Origin of the sequence: Streptomyces sp. NPDC056480 (genome assembly GCF_042795405.1) — a bacterium.
In the GTDB taxonomy this organism is placed as follows: domain Bacteria; phylum Actinomycetota; class Actinomycetes; order Streptomycetales; family Streptomycetaceae; genus Streptomyces.
In genome coordinates, this window is record NZ_JBHTSA010000073.1 from 24,164 (window position 1) to 41,308 (window position 17,145).

The window sequence follows — 17,145 nt, forward strand, 5'->3', positions numbered from 1 at the left end:
GGCCCGGCCGTCGGCGCCGGGAGCCCCGCCGGTATCGTCGGTTCGGTCACGCCTTGCCCCGATCCACCGTGGAGCGCCCATGTCCGGCCAGTCCAGCCGCCGCACCGTACTGAAGGGCGCCGCACTCGCCGGTGCCGCCGGGCTGGGAGTCGCCGCCTGCTCCACCGAATCCAAGCTCGGCCACGCCGGAGTCCCGACCCCGACCGCCCCGGTCGCCCTCGGCGCCCCGGACGAGATCCCCGTCGGCGGAGCCAAGCTCTACCGCGAGCAGAAGGTCGTGGTGAGCTGCCCGGCCAAGGGCGAGTACAAGGCGTTCAGCGCCCAGTGCACCCACGCCGGCTGCGTCCTCGACAAGATCGAGAACAACGAGGGCAACTGCCCCTGCCACGGCAGCCGCTTCGACGTGACGACCGGCAAGGCGCTCAAGGGCCCGGCCACCGTCCCGCTCCCCGCCGTCCCGGTCCGCGTCGAGAACGGCAAGCTGGTCGCGGGCCCGGAGTCCGCGCCGAAGGCCTGAACCGGAGGCCGCGGCCGCGTGCTCAGAGTCTGGACCGGACGCTGCGGCCGCGTGCTCAGGGCCTGAACCGCGGAGGCTGCGCCCGGGTGCTCAGGGTCTGGACCGGAGGCCGCGGCCGCGTGCCCGGGGCCTGAACCGCGCAGGCAGCGCCCGCGTGCTCAGGGTCTGAGCGGGCCGGGTTCCGGCCGCCTCAGGTCCAGTCCCAGTCGATCCCCAGGATCCCCGGGCGAACCCCCTGCTCCACGACGTGCACCGTGCGGTGCCGGCCGCTCACGGTCAGCTCCGCACGGCCACCGCGCGGCGCGCCCGCCGAGGCCTGCGCGAACCGCCGGCACCGCACCGGAAGCGCCGCCTCGTCGAAGCGCACCTGCAGTACGTACTGCCCGCCCGCGAAGCTGAACCCGCGCACGTACTCCCCGCTCGGTCCCCCCGTACCGTCCTCGAAGCCGTACGAGAAGAGGTACGTGTCCCCGGCGCGCAGCCGCGTGTCGAAGAGCAGCTCCGCGACCAGCACCCCCGTCTCCGCGTCCCACCGCACCCGCCCCGTGCGGCAGTTCTCCGCCGCCCGCACCCCGACCCGTGACGGGTCGCAGCCCTGGTCCCCGTGGTGGATGGCCAGATAGCGGTCGACGCCGTCCCGGTGCGCCCGTACGACCTGCTGCGAGTCGCGCCCGACCAGCTCACGCCCGGCCCCGACCCGCACCCGCTCGTGGTGCCCCACCGTGTGCAGCCCGCCGTCCGTCGGCGACTCGAGGCCCGCGAGGAGCTCCTCGACGGAGCCGGACGCCTCCACGAGCGAGCGGTACGAACGGGCCGCCGGGCGCTCCACCTCCGACCGCGCGGACGCGTCGTCCGTGAGCAGCCGGAGCAGCGAGTTCCCCGGCAGCTGGAGGACCTCCTCCAGCGCCCGGACCGCCTTCAGCGACTCCGGCCGCTGAGGGCGGCGGGCGCCCTGCTGCCAGTAGCTCAGACTCGTCACCCCGACCTTGACGCCCCGGTGCGCGAGATGGTGCTGGACCCGCTGGAGCGGCAGCCCGCGCACGGCCAGCGCGGTGCGCAGCGCCAGATGGAAGGGGCCGGTGTGCAGGAGCTGCGCCAGATCGGCCTCGGTGTGGCTCACGAGGACTCCTCAGTGAACGTTCACGGTGGGGGAGCGGAGCGTGGCGCCGCGTGGGGTGGGCGGGCAGGTGGGCCGAGGGCGTCCGTTCACACCCGGGTCACACCGTTCACAGTCCGATGTCACCCCGCATTGAAGCGTGTTGACCGGATCCGGACAACGGCAGATGCTCCTGACCAGCGTCCGGACGCGCTCCTCCACTCCCCACTCCCCACACCCCCCGCTCCAGGGAGGAACGCGATGCGCAGAAGAAAGCTGAACCTCGCGGCACTTGCCGCAGCCGCCCTCTTTCTCGTCCCCACCACCTCGGCGTCCGCCGCACCCGCCGGCGAGGACGTCGCCGCCCTCGGCTCCAAGCGGCTGAACATCACCATGCAGGCCCAGCAGAAGACCAACTGGTGCTGGGCGGCCGGCGGCAACACCATCGCCACCTGGTTCGGCCGCAACTACAGCCAGAACCAGTTCTGCAACGCCGCCTTCAACCGCCAGCAGGGCTACGACTGCCCCAACAACCAGGCCACCCTCGGCAACGTCCAGACCGGCCTCAGCTGGGCCGGCGTCAACCCCGGCTCCTACGTGACCGGCTGGCTGCGCTACTCCACCGTCCAGACCGAGATCAACGCCGACCGGCCCGTCGAGACCCGCATCCAGTGGTCCAGCGGCGGCGGCCACATGCACGTGATCTACGGCTACGACGACGCCAACAGCTGGGTCTACTGGGGCGATCCCTGGCCCTCCAGCGACCGTTACAACTGGGCCTCCCACGCCTGGTACGTCGACAACAACTCCTTCTCCTGGACCCACTCGCTCTACCGGATAGGGGCGTGACGACGATGAACGCACGTGCCACGGGTACGGGGCTCCTCACCGCCGCCGCGCTCGTCCTGCTCGGCGCGCTCCCGGCCGGCGCCGCCGAGGCCCTGCCGCCCGCGCCCACCCCCGAACAGGCCGCCTCCGCGCCGGGGACCCTGGACACCCTGTCCCGGTTCTTCGCCCGGGACGGCGCCGTCGCCCGCTCGGCCGCCGCGCCGCGCGTCGAGGGCGGATCGGTGCCGGTACGGATCCTCTCCCCGGACTTCGTCGCCGGAAAGCCGGGGGCACCCGTCGCCCGGGTCGAGTTCCGGGCCAGCCGAGCCGTGTCCTCGGACGGCCAGAAGGCCTCGCTGTGGACCGTCGAGCGGGCGGGCGGCTGGCAGGTCGTCAACATCGCCACCGGCGACGACGAGATCCGGTACGCGGAGCTCGGCGCCGGCGGCCTGGTGTTCCGCGAGCCGCAGATCGACGCCTGGTACGTCCAGAAGGGGGCGAAGGTGCTGCCGCTGGACGAGGACGCGGTGCGGGCGGTCGGGCGGAACGGGACGAGCCTGGCGGCGTACCGGGAGCGGGTTGTCCGGGCGTACGGGGACAAACTGCCCGGCTCGGCGTACGCGAAGAAGGGCACGGCGGGGGGTTACGGCACACCGCGGGCGGCTGCGCCGGGCGCGGTGCCGGGCGCTGTGCGGGCTGCCGCGCCGGACGCAGTGCCGGGCGCGGTGCCGGGCGCTGTGCCGGTGGTCGCGTCGGGGGATGGGCCGGGGGGCGGGCCGGCGGGCGGGCCGGCGGTGACGGTGGCGTCGGCTGCGGCGGGGGTGGGTGCGGGGCTGGCGCTGCTGCTGATCTCGGTGGCGGCGATTCGGCGCCGCCGGGCCGCGGTCCAGGAGCCCTGACCCACCTTGCCCGCGGTGGGCACCGGCCTCGCCGAACCGGTGCCCACGCGGGCCTCCCCACCGCTGGGCCGGTGCCCACCTGCCCACGCGGGCCTCCCCACCGCTGGGCGGGTGCCCACCTGCCCACCCCGGGTCTCCACCCCGCTGGGCGGGTGCCCGCCCGTCGGCCCCGTTGTGGGCCTCCGCCCCGCCGGACCGCACCCGCCCGGGCTCCCGCCGTCGCCCCCCCCGCGTTGTGGGCATCTGTTCCGCTGGGGCGGAACGGGTGGGCACAACGGAACGGCGCCCTTTGCCGGGCCTAGGCTCCCGCGCCCTGACCCGCACCCCTTGTGCACCGTGCCTGGGGTGCGGGGTTCAGGCACAAGGGGCGGAGGCGCCGCCGAGCGCGCCGTCCCGTGTGCCCACCCGTCCCGCCCCAGCGGGACGATTGCCCACACGGGGGTGGGTGGGTGGAGGCGGCGCGGGCGCGGGCGCAGCCCGCACAGGGGCGGGTACGGGTGCGGGCGCGGCCCGCACAGGGGTGGCGTGCGGGCGCGGCCCGCGCGGGGGCGGGCGTGGGCGTGGCCCGCGCGGGGGTGGCGTGGGGGCGCGGCCCGCACAAGGTGGTGTGGGCGCGGCCCGCGCGGGGGTGGCCTGCGGGCGCGGCCCGCACCGGGGTGGTGGGGGCGCGGCCCGTACCGGGGTGGTGGGGGCCCGGCCCGCACCGGGGTGGGGGACCGGCCCGTACCGGGGCGGTGAGGGTGCCGCGGCCTGCGCGGGTTCGGGCCCCCCGGTCAGCGGGCCAAGTAGCCGCCGTCGACCGGGAGGACCGCGCCCGTGATGAAGGACGCCTCCTCCGACGCCAGGAAGACGATCGCCGACGCCACCTCCTCCGGCGTCCCGAAGCGCCCCATCGGATGGCCCCGCTCCACCTCCGCCAGGTACTCCGGCCCGCCCGGTTCCACCCGTGCCGCCGCCACCCGTTCCGTCTCGATCGTGCCCGGGGCCACCGCGTTCACCCGGATCCCGTGTTCCGCCCACTCCACCGCCAGGTGCTTGGTCAGGCCGGTGGCGACGAACTTCGCCGGGCCGTAGACCGCCTGCCGGGCCTGTCCTGCCACGCCTGAGATCGACGAGGTGCAGACGATGGCCCCGCCGCCCGTGACGAGCATCGCCTCGATCGCGTACTTGCAGGTCAGGAACATGCCCCGGCCGTCCACCGCCATCACCCGGTCGAAGTCGGAGCCCTCCGCCTCCGTGACGGAGAGCAGCGGGATCACCCCGGCGTTCGCCACCAGGACGTCCAGCCGTCCGAAGCGGTCCACCGCCGTGGTGATCATGCGCCGGGCGTCCTCCTCCCGGGACACGTCCCCGGTCACCGGGACCACCCCCTCCAGCGTCGCCAGCCGGTCCCCGTCGAGGTCGGCGGCGATCACCCGCGCGCCCTCCCGGAGGAACCGTTCCGCCGTCGCCCGCCCGATTCCGCTCGCCGCGCCCGTGATCACGCACACCCGGTCCGCCAGCCGTCCCGCCACCTGATTCGCCATGCTTCGCCAACGAGCGCGCGAGGCCGGAGTGTCGGTGCCCGCCAGTAGGGTGGGGAGCATGGCAGACCCCTCCAGCTACCGCCCCAAGCCGGGTCAGATCCCCGACTCCCCGGGGGTCTACAAGTTCCGCGACGAGCACCGTCGGGTGATCTACGTGGGGAAGGCGAAGTCCCTCCGGCAGCGGCTGGCCAACTACTTCCAGCCGATCACCAGCCTGCACCCGCGGACGGCCACCATGGTGACCACCGCGGCGTCCGTGGAGTGGACGGTCGTGTCGACCGAGGTCGAGGCGCTTCAGCTGGAGTACTCCTGGATCAAGGAGTACGACCCCCGGTTCAACGTGAAGTACCGGGACGACAAGAGCTACCCGTACCTCGCCGTGACGATGAACGAGGAGTTCCCGCGCGTCCAGGTCCTGCGCGGCCACAAGAAGAAGGGCGTGCGCTACTTCGGGCCGTACGCGCACGCGTGGGCGATCCGCGAGACCGTCGACCTGATGCTGCGGGTCTTCCCGGTGCGCACGTGCTCCGCGGGTGTCTTCCGCAACGCCGCGTCGGCCGGGCGGCCCTGTCTCCTCGGGTACATCGGCAAGTGCTCGGCGCCCTGCGTCGGCCGGGTCACCCCGGAGGAGCACCGTGAACTGGCCGAGGAGTTCAGCGACTTCATGGCCGGCCGTACGGGTACGTACATCCGCCGTCTCGAGAAGCAGATGATGCTCGCGGCCGAGGACATGGAGTACGAGAAGGCCGCGCGGCTCCGCGACGACATAGAGGCGCTGCGCCGGGCCATGGAGAAGAGCGCGGTCGTGCTCGCCGACGCCACCGACGCCGACCTGATCGCACTCGCGGAGGACGAGCTGGAGGCCGCCGTGCAGATCTTCCACGTGCGCGGCGGACGTGTCCGCGGCCAGCGCGGCTGGGTCACCGACAAGGTCGAGGCCGTCGACACGGCCGGTCTCGTCGAGCACGCGATCCAGCAGCTGTACGGCGAGGAGACCGGGGACACGGTGCCCAAGGAGGTCCTGGTCCCGGCGCTGCCCGAGGACGCGGGGGCCGTCACCGCCTGGCTGTCCGGCCGGCGCGGGTCCAACGTCTCGCTGCGGATCCCGCAGCGCGGCGACAAGAAGGACCTGATGGAGACCGTCGCGCGCAACGCCCAGCAGGCGCTCGTGCTGCACAAGACGAAGCGCGCCAGCGACCTGACCACCCGCTCCCGTGCCCTGGAGGAGATCGCCGAGGCCCTGGACCTGGACTCGGCGCCGCTGCGGATCGAGTGCTTCGACATCTCGCACCTCCAGGGCGAGGACGTGGTGGCCTCGATGGTGGTGTTCGAGGACGGGCTGCCCCGCAAGAGCGAGTACCGCCGCTTCCAGATCAAGGGCCGTGTCGGCGACACGCAGGTCTGGCACGGCGAGGGGCAGGACGACGTCCGGTCCATGCACGAGGTGATCAGCCGCCGCTTCCGGCGCTATCTCATGGAGAAGGAGAAGACGGGGGAGTGGGACCCCGAGGGGGTCGTCGAGGACCCGGACGAGGCCGGGCGGCCGAAGCGGTTCGCCTATCCCCCGCAGCTCGTCGTGGTCGACGGCGGGCAGCCGCAGGTCGCGGCGGCCCGCCGTGCCCTCGACGAGCTCGGGATCTCCGACATCGCGGTGTGCGGGCTCGCCAAGCGCCTGGAGGAGGTGTGGCTGCCCGGCGACGACGACCCGGTGGTGCTGCCCCGTTCGAGCGAGGGCCTGTATCTCCTCCAGCGGGTACGTGACACGGCTCACGACTTCGCCATCCGCTACCAGCGGTCGAAGCGCGGAAAACGTATCCGGACCAGCCCTCTCGACGCGGTGCCCGGCCTCGGCGAGACCCGGAAACAGGCGTTGATCAAGCATTTCGGCTCGGTGAAGCGGCTCCGGCAGGCGACAATCGAGCAGATCTGCGAGGTCCCCGGCATGGGCCGGAAGACCGCGGAGGCGGTCGTCGTGGCCCTCGCACAGGCGGCCCCGGCCGCACCTGCCGTGAACACGGCGACAGGAGAGATCATGGAAGACGACGGGGGCGGCACGGCATGACCGCGCACGAGCAGGACCGGAACGAACCGCAAGACCAGCACGACCGAGAAGACGGAGCAGGACACGTGAGTACGGGCACGAAGGAGACCCCCGGCGACAACGGCGCCGAGGCGGCCATTCCCGAGCTGGTGATCATCTCCGGCATGTCCGGAGCCGGCCGGTCCACCGCGGCGAAGTGTCTGGAGGACCTCGGCTGGTTCGTCGTGGACAACCTGCCGCCCGCGCTGATCCCCACCATGGTGGAGCTCGGCGCCCGCTCCCAGGGCAATGTCGCCCGGATCGCCGTCGTCGTGGACGTCCGCGGCCGGCAGTTCTTCGACAACCTCAGGGAGTCCCTCGCCGACCTGGACGCCAAGCAGGTCACCCGCCGGATCGTCTTCCTGGAGTCGTCCGACGACGCCCTGGTCCGGCGCTTCGAGTCGGTCCGCAGGCCGCACCCGCTCCAGGGCGACGGCCGGATCACCGACGGCATCGCGGCCGAGCGCGACCTGCTGCGCGAGCTGCGCGGCGACGCCGACCTGGTGATCGACACCTCCAGCCTGAACGTCCACGAGCTGCGGGCCAAGATGGACGCCCAGTTCGCCGGCGACGAGGAGCCCGAGCTGCGGGCCACCGTCATGTCCTTCGGGTTCAAGTACGGCCTCCCGGTCGACGCCGACCTCGTCGTCGACATGCGCTTCCTGCCGAACCCGCACTGGGTCCCCGAGCTGCGCCCCTTCACCGGCCTCAACGAGGAGGTGTCGAACTACGTCTACAACCAGCCGGGCGCCAAGGAGTTCCTCGACCGCTACACCGAGCTCCTCCAGCTGATCGCCGCGGGCTACCGCCGCGAGGGCAAGCGGTACGTGACCATCGCCGTGGGCTGCACGGGCGGCAAGCACCGCTCCGTGGCCACGGCCGAGCGGCTCGCCGCGCGCATCGCCGCCGAAGGGGTCGAGACCGTCGTCGTGCACCGGGACATGGGGCGCGAGTGAAGCCGTACCGTCGACGTGCCTCCACCCTCTCGGTGCGGCGTACGCTCCGCAGGCGCGGCGCCCAGCCGAAGGTGGTCGCGCTGGGCGGCGGGATGGGCCTCTCCGCGTCCCTCGCCGCCCTCCGCCGGATCACCGGCGACCTCACCGCCGTCGTCACCGTCGCCGACGACGGGGGTTCCAGCGGCCGGCTCCGGGAGGAGCTGGGCGTGCTGCCCCCGGGCGACCTCCGCAAGGCGCTCGCCGCGCTCTGCGGCGACGACGACTGGGGTCAGACCTGGGCCCGGGTCATCCAGCACCGCTTCCAGTCCAAGGGCGAGATCAACGGCCACGCCGTCGGCAATCTGCTGATCGTCGCCCTCTGGGAGCAGCTCGGCGACCCCGTGCAGGCGCTCGACCTGGTGGGCCGACTGCTCGGCGCCCAGGGCCGGGTGCTGCCCATGTCCGCCGTGCCCCTGGAACTCCAGGCCCTGGTCAAGGGCCATGACCCGGAGCGTCCGGACGACGTGGACACCGTGCGCGGTCAGGCGACGGTGGCGCTCACGCCGGGTGACGTGCAGTCCGTGCACCTCGTGCCGAACGACCCGCCGGCGGTGCCGGAGGCGGTCGAGGCGGTCCTGGACGCGGACTGGGTGGTGCTCGGTCCCGGCTCGTGGTTCTCCTCGGTGATCCCGCACCTGCTCGTGCCCGAGCTGCTCGACGCGCTGGCCGAGACGAAGGCCCGGAAGGTGCTCTCGCTGAACCTCGCGCCGCAGCCCGGAGAAACCGAGGGCTTCTCCCCGCAGCGTCATTTGGAGGTTTTGGGACGACACGCCCCTAAACTCGCCCTGGACGTGGTGCTGGCCGACGAGGCCGCCGTGCCCGACCGCGAGTCCCTCGCCGATGCCGCCAAGCGGCTCGGTGCCGCGGTCGAGCTGGCGCCGGTGGCCGGGCCCGACGGCTCCGCGAAGCATGACCCGGAGCTGTTGGCCGCCGCGTACGACCGTATTTTTCGGATGCATGGAAGGATCGGCCCATGGCGATGACGGCAGCGGTGAAGGACGAGATCTCCCGGCTTCCCGTCACCCGGACCTGCTGCAGGAAGGCAGAGGTCTCGTCGATCCTGCGGTTCGCGGGCGGGCTGCACCTGGTGAGCGGCCGCATCGTGATCGAGGCGGAGCTGGACACCGCGATGGCGGCGCGCCGGCTCAAGCGGGACATCCTGGAGATCTTCGGGCACAGCTCGGAACTGATCGTGATGGCCCCCGGCGGGCTGCGGCGCGGCTCGCGCTTCGTGGTGCGGGTGGTGGCCGGTGGCGACCAGCTGGCCCGGCAGACGGGTCTCGTGGACGGCCGGGGCCGCCCCATCCGGGGCCTCCCCCCGCAGGTGGTCTCCGGGGCGACCTGCGACGCGGAGGCGGCCTGGCGGGGCGCGTTCCTCGCGCACGGTTCGCTGACGGAGCCCGGCCGGTCCTCCTCCCTGGAGGTGACCTGCCCGGGTCCGGAGGCGGCGCTCGCCCTGGTCGGCGCGGCGCGCCGGCTCTCCATCGGGGCGAAGGCCCGTGAGGTACGGGGAGTGGACCGGGTCGTCGTCCGCGACGGCGACGCGATCGGCGCCCTGCTGACCCGGCTGGGCGCGCACGAGTCGGTGCTCGCCTGGGAGGAGCGGCGGATGCGGCGCGAGGTGCGCGCCACCGCCAACCGTCTGGCCAACTTCGACGACGCCAACCTGCGCCGCTCGGCCCGCGCGGCGGTGGCCGCGGGGGCCCGGGTGCAGCGTGCGCTGGAGATCCTCGGCGAGGAGGTGCCCGAGCACCTGGCGGCGGCCGGCCGGCTCCGCATGGAGCACAAGCAGGCCTCCCTGGAGGAGCTGGGCGCGCTCGCCGACCCGCCGCTGACGAAGGACGCGGTGGCCGGCCGGATCCGCCGGCTGCTCGCGATGGCCGACAAGCGGGCGCAGGACCTGGGCATTCCCGGGACCGAGTCCAACCTGACCGAGGAGCTGGACGACAGCCTGGTCGGCTGACCGGATCCCCCGTCGTACGGAATTCCGAACTCCGGGCTGCCGGTGCCTTTCTGAGGCGCCGGCAGCTTTCTCGTCCACCCGCGAGGCACCCTTGACAGGCCCATGGGCGCCCATGAGCCTGGCGTCTGTTCACCTTCGTGACAGACAACAGCAAGGGGGGCTCATGAGACGCAGAGCGAGATCGATCCTCGCCGCGGCTTCACTGCTGATCGCGGGCGTGGCGGCGGCACCCGTCGCCGGAGCGCAGCCGAACGACCGGGACGGCGGTGACGGCCTCTCCGTGTGGCGGGCCGAGGTCACCAAGGAGCAGGTTCCGCTGCTCCTGGAAGCCGGCGCCGACGCCCACGAGCTGACCGAGCGGGTGCCCGCCAAGGGTTCCGCGACGGTCGAGCTCTTCCTCACCGGCCGGCAGGCCGGGCAGCTGCGGGGCCAGGGCGTCGAGCTCGCCGAGCACAGCCTCACCACCTCCGCCGAGAAGCGGGTGGCCGCCGCGGGGGACGGGGTCTTCCGCCCGTACGGAGGCCCGAACGGCCTCAAGCAGGAGATCCTGGACACCGCCCGGGCGAACCCCGGGATCACCAAGGTCGTCTCCATCGGCAAGACCGTCAGGGGCCAGGACATCCTCGCCCTCAAGGTCAGCAAGGGCGCCCCGCGGGTCAAGGACGGCTCCAAGCCCGCCACGCTGTACATGTCCAACCAGCACGCGCGCGAGTGGATCACGCCGGAGATGACCCGGCGGCTGATGCACCACTATCTCGACGGGTACGGCAAGGACCAGCGGATCACCCGGATCGTCGACTCGACCGAGCTGTGGTTCGTGCTCTCCGCCAACCCGGACGGTTACGACTACACGCACGCCGACCCCGCCAACCGGCAGTGGCGCAAGAACCTCCGCGACAACGACGGCGACGGCCGGACCACCCCCGGTGACGGCGTCGACCTGAACCGCAACTTCGCCTACAAGTGGGGTTACGACAACGAGGGTTCCTCGCCCGACCCGGCCGACGAGACCTTCCGCGGCAAGGGCCCCATGTCGGAGCCCGAGACCAGGGCCGTCGACGCCTTCCAGAAGCGCATCGGCTTCACGTACGGCATCAACTACCACTCGGCCGCCCAGCTCCTGCTGTACGGCGTGGGCTGGCAGGTCGCCACCGACACCCCTGACGACGTGGCCCTCAAGGCCCTCGCAGGCACCCCGCAGAACTCCGCCGTGCCCGGCTACCGGCCGCAGGTCTCCTCGGAGCTGTACATCACCAACGGCGAGGCGGACGGGCACGCCGCCAACGTCAACGGCATGCAGATGTTCACCCCCGAGATGTCGACCTGTGCGACCGCTTCCCGGGTCGATCCCGACGACGCCTGGAACGCGGCCGACTGCGCCTCCGTCTTCACCTTCCCCGACGACGAGAAGCTGATCCAGGCCGAGTTCGCCAAGAACATCCCCTTCGCGCTCGCCGTCGCCGAGACCGCCGCCCACCCGGACCGGCCGGTCTCCCCGGTCGGCATCGACGCCCCGGACTTCACGCCGAAGACCTTCGCCACCTCCTACGCCCGCGGCGAGGAGCAGGAGGTCGCGGTCACCGCGCGCAAGTCGCTGCGCGGCAAGACCCTGAAGTACCGGATCAACGGCGGCCGCACCCACAGCGAGGAGCTCGACGCCTGGAAGGGCGGCGAGACCTACGGCGGCGAGGACAACGTCTACTTCGACGAGTACCGCGCCGAGGTGGAGGACGCCCGGCCCGGCGACTCCGTCGAGGTCTGGTTCACCGCCCGCACCCGGGAGGGCCGGGCCACCGCCTCCGCCCCCTTCACCTACAAGGTGGCCGAGCGGCCCCGCGGCGACGTCCTGGTCCTCGCCGACGAGGGCGGCACCACCGCCGCCCGGCACACCGGCACGTATGTGAAGGCGCTCGCCGACAACGGCCGGAAGGCCGCCGTCTGGGACGTCGCCACCCAGGGCACCCCTGACGCGCTCGGCGTGCTCTCCCACTTCCGTACCATCGTCTGGTACACCGGCGCCGAGCGGCCCTCCGGAGCCACCCAGCTCGCCGTCCGCGCCTACCTCAACGAGGGCGGCAAGCTGATCAACACCGGTGAGAAGTCCGGCGGACTCACCCAGGTCGGCCTGGCCGAGACCAACGACTTCGCCCAGTACTACCTCGGCGCCTACCACCGGGCCGGCCTCAAGAACCCGCCCGCCTTCGCCGGCAGCGGCGCCTTCAAGGGCATCGGTGCGGGCCTCGGAGCCTCCGCCGACAACCCGCTGGACAACGCGGGCGCGTACACCGTCACCTCGGACACCCTGAAGCCGAAGGAGTTCCCGCAGTTCGCGAGCAGCGCCTCCGCCGGCTCCTACCCGGGCATCCGGATGCCCTTCGAGCCCGCCGAGGGCGCGACCTTCGCGGCCGTCAAGCACGCCGACGACACCTGGGCCCGGCTCAGCAGGACCGTCGACCTCACCGGCGTCCCCGCCGCGGAGGCGCCGCGCCTGGACTTCCAGGTCAGCTACGACACCGAGCCCGGCTACGACAACCTCGTCGTCGAGGCCCACACCGTCGGCCAGGACGACTGGACGACCCTGCCCGACCTGGGCGGCGGCACCTCCACCGAGGCTCCCGCCGACTGCGGCGAGGGCTACTACGTCCGGGGCCACCCCTTCCTCGCCCACTACCTCACCGTCGGCGAGGACGGCTGCGCCACCACCGGCACCACCGGCTCCTGGAACGCCTTCACCGGCCCCTCCAACGGCTGGCGGCAGGCCTCCGTCGACCTGAGCGCCTGGGCCGGCAGGAAGGTCGAGCTCTCGATCTCCTACATCTCCGACCCCGGTACGGGAGAGATGGGCGCCTTCGTCGACGACACCCGCCTCGTCACCGGGACCACCACCGAGGCGGAGGGCTTCGAGACCACGCTCGGCGCGTGGACCGTGCCGGGCGCGCCCGCCGGCAGCCCCGGCAACGGCTCCGACTGGGCACGCTCCGCGGCGCTCTTCCAGTCGCAGGCCGCGGTCACCACCCGGGACACCGTCCTCCTCGGCTACGGCCTTGAGCAGGTGCCCGGCGCGAGCGAGCGGGCCCGTCTCGTCGGCCGCGCCCTCGGGGTGCTCCGCCGCTGACGGAGAGTAGTGGGGACAAAGGTCCCACGGCGGCCCGTACCCGTTGGTAGGTACGGGCCGTCGGCCGTTCTCCCTCACTTTCCGGGCTCGTACGGCTGCGCTGGATGTCACTAGGGGGGTCCTGTGGGGGTAGGGTCGTAAGCGGTCGGGGACATCCCAAAAAACAAAAATCTCGCCGGCGTCGAGCACACCGGCGTACCTAACGAGGAGATCGGTTCGTGACGATCCGCGTAGGCATCAACGGCTTTGGCCGCATCGGCCGGAACTACTTCCGCGCGCTCCTTGAGCAGGGTGCCGACATCGAGATCGTGGCTGTCAACGACCTGGGTGACACCGCGACCACGGCACACCTGCTGAAGTACGACACCATCCTGGGCCGCCTCAAGGCCGAGGTGACCCACACCGCCGACACCATCACCGTCGACGGCCGCACCATCAAGGTGCTCTCCGAGCGCAACCCCGCCGACATCCCCTGGGGCGAGCTGGGCGTCGACATCGTCATCGAGTCGACCGGCATCTTCACCAAGAAGGCCGACGCCGAGAAGCACATCGCCGGCGGCGCCAAGAAGGTCCTCATCTCGGCTCCGGCCACCGACGAGGACATCACCATCGTGATGGGCGTCAACCAGGACAAGTACGACCCGGCGCAGCACAACGTCATCTCGAACGCGTCCTGCACCACCAACTGTGTCGCGCCGATGGCGAAGGTTCTCGACGAGAACTTCGGCATCGTCAAGGGCCTGATGACCACGGTCCACGCGTACACGAACGACCAGCGCATCCTGGACTTCCCGCACAAGGACCTGCGCCGCGCCCGCGCCGCCGCGGAGAACATCATCCCGACCACGACGGGCGCCGCCAAGGCCACCGCCCTGGTCCTCCCGCAGCTCAAGGGCAAGCTGGACGGCATCGCCATGCGCGTCCCGGTCCCGACCGGTTCCGCGACCGACCTGGTCGTGACGCTCGACCGCGAGGTCACCAAGGACGAGGTCAACGCCGCGTTCAAGAAGGCCGCCGACGACGGCGACCTCAAGGGCTTCCTGGTCTACACCGAGGACCCGATCGTCTCCTCGGACATCGTCAGCGACCCGGCGTCCTGCACGTTCGACGCCTCCCTGACCATGGTCCAGGAAGGCAACACGGTCAAGATCCTCGGCTGGTACGACAACGAGTGGGGCTACTCCAACCGTCTCGTCGACCTCACCGTCTTCGTCGGCGGCCAGCTCTAAACTTCAGGGCGGGCTTTCGATGTGAGCAGGGCTCGGGCAGCGCAACGCCGCGCTGTGCGAGCCCTGTTTGTGTGCTCCACCGCGTACCAAGGAGTCTGTGACAGATGAAGACGATCGACGAGCTTCTCGCCGAAGGCGTCTCCGGCAAGCGGGTGTTCGTCCGCGCCGATCTCAACGTGCCGCTCGACGGCACCACCATCACCGACGACGGCCGCATCCGCGCCGTCGTGCCCACGGTCAAGGCGCTCGCCGACGCGGGTGCCCGCGTCGTGGTCGCCTCGCACCTGGGCCGCCCGAAGGGCGCCCCGGACCCGGCGTTCTCGCTCGCCCCGGCCGCCGCGCGGCTCGGCGAGCTCCTCGGCGCCGAGGTGGCCTTCGCGACGGACACGGTCGGCGAGTCCGCCACCGCCACCGTCGCGGGCCTCTCCGACGGCCAGGTCGCCGTGATCGAGAACCTGCGGTTCAACGCCGGCGAGACCTCCAAGGACGACGCCGAGCGCGGCGCGTTCGCGGACCGGCTCGCCGCCCTCGCCGACGTCTACGTCGGCGACGGCTTCGGCGCCGTGCACCGCAAGCACGCCTCGGTCTTCGACCTCCCGGCGCGCCTGCCGCACGCCGCGGGCTACCTCATCGCCACCGAGGTCGGCGTCCTGAAGAAGCTCACGGACGACGTCCGGCGGCCGTACGTGGTCGCCCTCGGCGGTGCCAAGGTCTCCGACAAGCTCGGCGTGATCGACCACCTCCTGGAGAAGGCCGACCGCATCCTCATCGGCGGCGGCATGGCGTACACCTTCCTCAAGGCCCAGGGCCACGAGGTCGGCATCTCGCTGCTCCAGGAGGACCAGATCCCGGCGGTCCTGGACTACCTGAAGCGTGCCAAGGAGCGCGGGGTGGAGTTCGTCCTCCCCGTCGACGTCCTGGTCTCGGCCGAGTTCCCGGACCTGAAGACCAAGGCTCCGGCCAACCCGACCACGGTCGCCGCGGACGCCATCCCGGCGGACGAGGAGGGCCTGGACATCGGTCCGGAGACCCGTAAGCTCTACGCCTCGAAGCTCGCCGACGCCGGCACCGTTTTCTGGAACGGTCCGATGGGCGTCTTCGAGCACCCCGACTACGCCGAGGGCACCAAGGCCGTCGCCCAGGCGCTCGTCGACTCCCCGGCCTTCACGGTCGTCGGTGGTGGCGACTCCGCCGCCGCCGTCCGCATCCTGGGCTTCGACGAGAAGGCATTCGGCCACATTTCGACCGGCGGCGGCGCCTCCCTCGAATACCTCGAGGGCAAGACGCTTCCCGGCCTCGCCGCACTGGAGGACTGACCCTTTCATGAGCAGCACCCGCACCCCGCTGATGGCGGGGAACTGGAAGATGAACCTCAACCACCTCGAGGCCATCGCCCACGTCCAGAAGCTCGCCTTCGCCCTGACCGACAAGGACTACGACGCCTGTGAGGTCGCGGTCCTGGTTCCCTTCACCGACCTGCGGTCCGTGCAGACCCTGATCGACGGCGACAAGCTCAAGATCAAGTACGGCGCCCAGGACATCTCGGCGCACGACTCCGGTGCCTACACCGGTGAGATCTCGGGCCTGATGCTGTCCAAGCTGAAGTGCGCCTACGTGGCCGTCGGCCACTCCGAGCGCCGGCAGTACCACGCCGAGAACGACGAGGTCTGCAACGCCAAGGTGAAGGCCGCCTTCAAGCACGGCGTGACCCCGATCCTCTGCGTCGGCGAGGGCCTGGACATCCGCAAGGCCGGCAACCAGGTCGAGTACACCCTCGCCCAGCTCGACGGCGGCCTGAAGGACGTCCCGGCCGAGCAGGCCGAGACGATCGTGATCGCGTACGAGCCGGTGTGGGCCATCGGCACCGGCGAGGTCGCCACCCCCGACGACGCCCAGGAGGTCTGCGGGGCGATCCGCGGCCGCCTCGCGGAGCTGTACTCGCAGGAACTGGCCGACAAGGTCCGCATCCAGTACGGCGGCTCGGTCAAGTCCGGCAACGTCGGCGCGATCATGGCGCAGCCGGACGTCGACGGCGCCCTGGTGGGCGGCGCGGCCCTGGACGCCGACGAGTTCGTCAAGATCGTCCGCTTCCGCGACCAGTGAGTATGCGGTAGCGGAGTTACGTCGTACCCTTGCGGGGGTCGGGCAGGTGCCCGGCCCCCGTCCGTATAAGTCCGAGGAAGTTGGTCCAGCCGTGGTTATGGGGTTCTCGATCGCCCTCATCGTCTTCAGCGGGCTGCTGATGCTGCTCGTGCTGATGCACAAGGGCAAGGGTGGCGGCCTCTCCGACATGTTCGGAGGCGGAATGCAGTCCTCCGTCGGTGGCTCCTCGGTCGCCGAGCGCAACCTGGACCGCATCACCGTCGTGGTCGGTCTGCTCTGGTTCGCCTGCATTGTGGTACTTGGTCTGCTGATGAAGTTGGACGGGTAACTCCGAACACTGGACGCGCGTTGGGCCTTACGTAGACTGGGGCATCTTCGAGCACCATCACGCAGGGAGTTACGACCGTGGCAAGTGGCAACGCGATCCGGGGAAGCCGGGTCGGGGCGGGGCCGATGGGCGAGGCCGAGCGGGGCGAATCGGCGCCGCGCGCCCGCATCTCCTTCTGGTGCTCGAACGGGCACGAGACGCAGCCGAGCTTCGCCAGCGACGCGGCGATCCCCGAGACCTGGGACTGCCCACGGTGCGGCTTCCCGGCAGGTCAGGACCGGGACAACCCGCCGGACCCGCCGCGCACGGAGCCGTACAAGACCCACCTCGCCTACGTGCGTGAGCGGCGCAGCGACGCGGACGGCGAGGCGATCCTCGCCGAGGCGCTGGCCAAGCTGCGCGGTGAGATCTGAGCGCGGTGTGACGATGTGACGAACGGGCCTTGCCCGCGAACTCGGTTCGCGGG

General features: G+C 71.8%; 15 protein-coding genes. 13 read left to right on the top strand and 2 right to left on the bottom strand.

The annotated features are described in order from the left end of the window. Window positions 1-79 precede the first annotated feature (79 nt). Window positions 80-517 (top strand): Rieske (2Fe-2S) protein, encoded by a 438-nt coding sequence (locus tag ACFQ79_RS27220; RefSeq protein WP_383588205.1) that lies wholly within the window; start codon window positions 80-82, stop codon window positions 515-517. A 190-nt stretch (window positions 518-707) separates the two neighbouring features. Here the strand turns inward: ACFQ79_RS27220 and ACFQ79_RS27225 are convergent, their stop codons facing one another. Beyond that, window positions 708-1,637, bottom strand: a complete 930-nt coding sequence (locus ACFQ79_RS27225) for a hypothetical protein (RefSeq protein WP_383588209.1) — start codon at window positions 1,635-1,637, stop codon at window positions 708-710. A gap of 237 nt (window positions 1,638-1,874) precedes the next feature. On the opposite strand from ACFQ79_RS27225, the gene ACFQ79_RS27230 reads away from it, so the two are divergent. Both ACFQ79_RS27230 and ACFQ79_RS27235 read left to right on the top strand, forming a co-directional pair. Beyond that, on the top strand, window positions 1,875-2,462 hold the full coding sequence (locus ACFQ79_RS27230; protein WP_383588212.1) for a papain-like cysteine protease family protein: 588 nt from the start codon (window positions 1,875-1,877) through the stop codon (window positions 2,460-2,462). A 5-nt stretch (window positions 2,463-2,467) separates the two neighbouring features. Then, window positions 2,468-3,340 carry a hypothetical protein gene (locus ACFQ79_RS27235; protein WP_383588215.1) on the top strand — a complete coding sequence of 291 codons (873 nt, stop codon included), beginning with the start codon at window positions 2,468-2,470 and terminating at the stop codon, window positions 3,338-3,340. Window positions 3,341-4,113: 773 nt separating this feature from the next. Here ACFQ79_RS27235 and ACFQ79_RS27240 read toward each other — a convergent pair. Beyond that, the gene (locus ACFQ79_RS27240; RefSeq protein ID WP_383588218.1) at window positions 4,114-4,866 is read right to left on the bottom strand and encodes an SDR family NAD(P)-dependent oxidoreductase; all 753 of its coding nucleotides are present in this window, start codon (window positions 4,864-4,866) and stop codon (window positions 4,114-4,116) included. A 58-nt stretch (window positions 4,867-4,924) separates the two neighbouring features. Between ACFQ79_RS27240 and uvrC the strand changes: the two genes are divergently transcribed. The 10 genes from uvrC (at window position 4,925) to ACFQ79_RS27290 (ending at window position 17,092) form a co-directional block, all read left to right on the top strand. Further along, the gene (gene uvrC, locus ACFQ79_RS27245) at window positions 4,925-6,928 is read left to right on the top strand and encodes an excinuclease ABC subunit UvrC (RefSeq protein WP_383588221.1); all 2,004 of its coding nucleotides are present in this window, start codon (window positions 4,925-4,927) and stop codon (window positions 6,926-6,928) included. Further along, window positions 6,925-7,902, top strand: coding sequence for an RNase adapter RapZ (gene rapZ, locus ACFQ79_RS27250; RefSeq protein ID WP_030322480.1), 978 nt, complete (start codon window positions 6,925-6,927; stop codon window positions 7,900-7,902). Before uvrC ends, rapZ begins: the two co-directional genes overlap by 4 nt. Beyond that, window positions 7,899-8,924 (top strand): uridine diphosphate-N-acetylglucosamine-binding protein YvcK, encoded by a 1,026-nt coding sequence (gene yvcK / locus ACFQ79_RS27255; RefSeq protein ID WP_383588223.1) that lies wholly within the window; start codon window positions 7,899-7,901, stop codon window positions 8,922-8,924. Before rapZ ends, yvcK begins: the two co-directional genes overlap by 4 nt. Further along, the gene (gene whiA / locus ACFQ79_RS27260; protein WP_073806627.1) at window positions 8,915-9,904 is read left to right on the top strand and encodes a DNA-binding protein WhiA; all 990 of its coding nucleotides are present in this window, start codon (window positions 8,915-8,917) and stop codon (window positions 9,902-9,904) included. The genes yvcK and whiA overlap by 10 nt, the downstream gene beginning before the upstream one ends. A 163-nt stretch (window positions 9,905-10,067) precedes the next feature. After that, window positions 10,068-13,019, top strand: a complete 2,952-nt coding sequence (locus tag ACFQ79_RS27265) for a M14 family zinc carboxypeptidase (protein WP_383588226.1) — start codon at window positions 10,068-10,070, stop codon at window positions 13,017-13,019. 218 nt (window positions 13,020-13,237) lie between these two features. Beyond that, a complete protein-coding gene (gap, locus tag ACFQ79_RS27270) occupies window positions 13,238-14,248 on the top strand; it encodes a type I glyceraldehyde-3-phosphate dehydrogenase (RefSeq protein WP_383588228.1) in 1,011 nt (336 codons plus the stop codon). Between the two features lie 104 nt (window positions 14,249-14,352). Then, window positions 14,353-15,564 carry a phosphoglycerate kinase gene (locus ACFQ79_RS27275; RefSeq protein ID WP_383588231.1) on the top strand — a complete coding sequence of 404 codons (1,212 nt, stop codon included), beginning with the start codon at window positions 14,353-14,355 and terminating at the stop codon, window positions 15,562-15,564. A 7-nt stretch (window positions 15,565-15,571) separates the two neighbouring features. Further along, window positions 15,572-16,351 carry a triose-phosphate isomerase gene (tpiA, locus tag ACFQ79_RS27280; RefSeq protein WP_030322488.1) on the top strand — a complete coding sequence of 260 codons (780 nt, stop codon included), beginning with the start codon at window positions 15,572-15,574 and terminating at the stop codon, window positions 16,349-16,351. A gap of 97 nt (window positions 16,352-16,448) precedes the next feature. After that, complete coding sequence (gene secG, locus ACFQ79_RS27285; protein ID WP_017238647.1) at window positions 16,449-16,679, top strand: preprotein translocase subunit SecG; 231 nt, start codon at window positions 16,449-16,451, stop codon at window positions 16,677-16,679. A gap of 77 nt (window positions 16,680-16,756) precedes the next feature. Beyond that, window positions 16,757-17,092 (top strand): RNA polymerase-binding protein RbpA, encoded by a 336-nt coding sequence (locus tag ACFQ79_RS27290; RefSeq protein WP_071891222.1) that lies wholly within the window; start codon window positions 16,757-16,759, stop codon window positions 17,090-17,092. Window positions 17,093-17,145: the final 53 nt, after the last annotated feature.

Bases quoted from the DNA above. Each gene is read 5' to 3' on its own strand.
- whiA (WP_073806627.1), top strand. From the start codon at position 8,915: ATGGCGATGACGGCAGCGGTGAAGGACGAGATCTCCCGGCTTCCCGTC.
- ACFQ79_RS27265 (WP_383588226.1), top strand. From the start codon at position 10,068: ATGAGACGCAGAGCGAGATCGATCCTCGCCGCGGCTTCACTGCTGATC.
- ACFQ79_RS27220 (WP_383588205.1), top strand. From the start codon at position 80: ATGTCCGGCCAGTCCAGCCGCCGCACCGTACTGAAGGGCGCCGCACTC.
- rapZ (WP_030322480.1), top strand. From the start codon at position 6,925: ATGACCGCGCACGAGCAGGACCGGAACGAACCGCAAGACCAGCACGAC.
- ACFQ79_RS27235 (WP_383588215.1), top strand. From the start codon at position 2,468: ATGAACGCACGTGCCACGGGTACGGGGCTCCTCACCGCCGCCGCGCTC.
- ACFQ79_RS27275 (WP_383588231.1), top strand. From the start codon at position 14,353: ATGAAGACGATCGACGAGCTTCTCGCCGAAGGCGTCTCCGGCAAGCGG.
- secG (WP_017238647.1), top strand. From the start codon at position 16,449: ATGGGGTTCTCGATCGCCCTCATCGTCTTCAGCGGGCTGCTGATGCTG.
- ACFQ79_RS27240 (WP_383588218.1), bottom strand. From the start codon at position 4,866: ATGGCGAATCAGGTGGCGGGACGGCTGGCGGACCGGGTGTGCGTGATC.
- uvrC (WP_383588221.1), top strand. From the start codon at position 4,925: ATGGCAGACCCCTCCAGCTACCGCCCCAAGCCGGGTCAGATCCCCGAC.
- tpiA (WP_030322488.1), top strand. From the start codon at position 15,572: ATGAGCAGCACCCGCACCCCGCTGATGGCGGGGAACTGGAAGATGAAC.
- ACFQ79_RS27230 (WP_383588212.1), top strand. From the start codon at position 1,875: ATGCGCAGAAGAAAGCTGAACCTCGCGGCACTTGCCGCAGCCGCCCTC.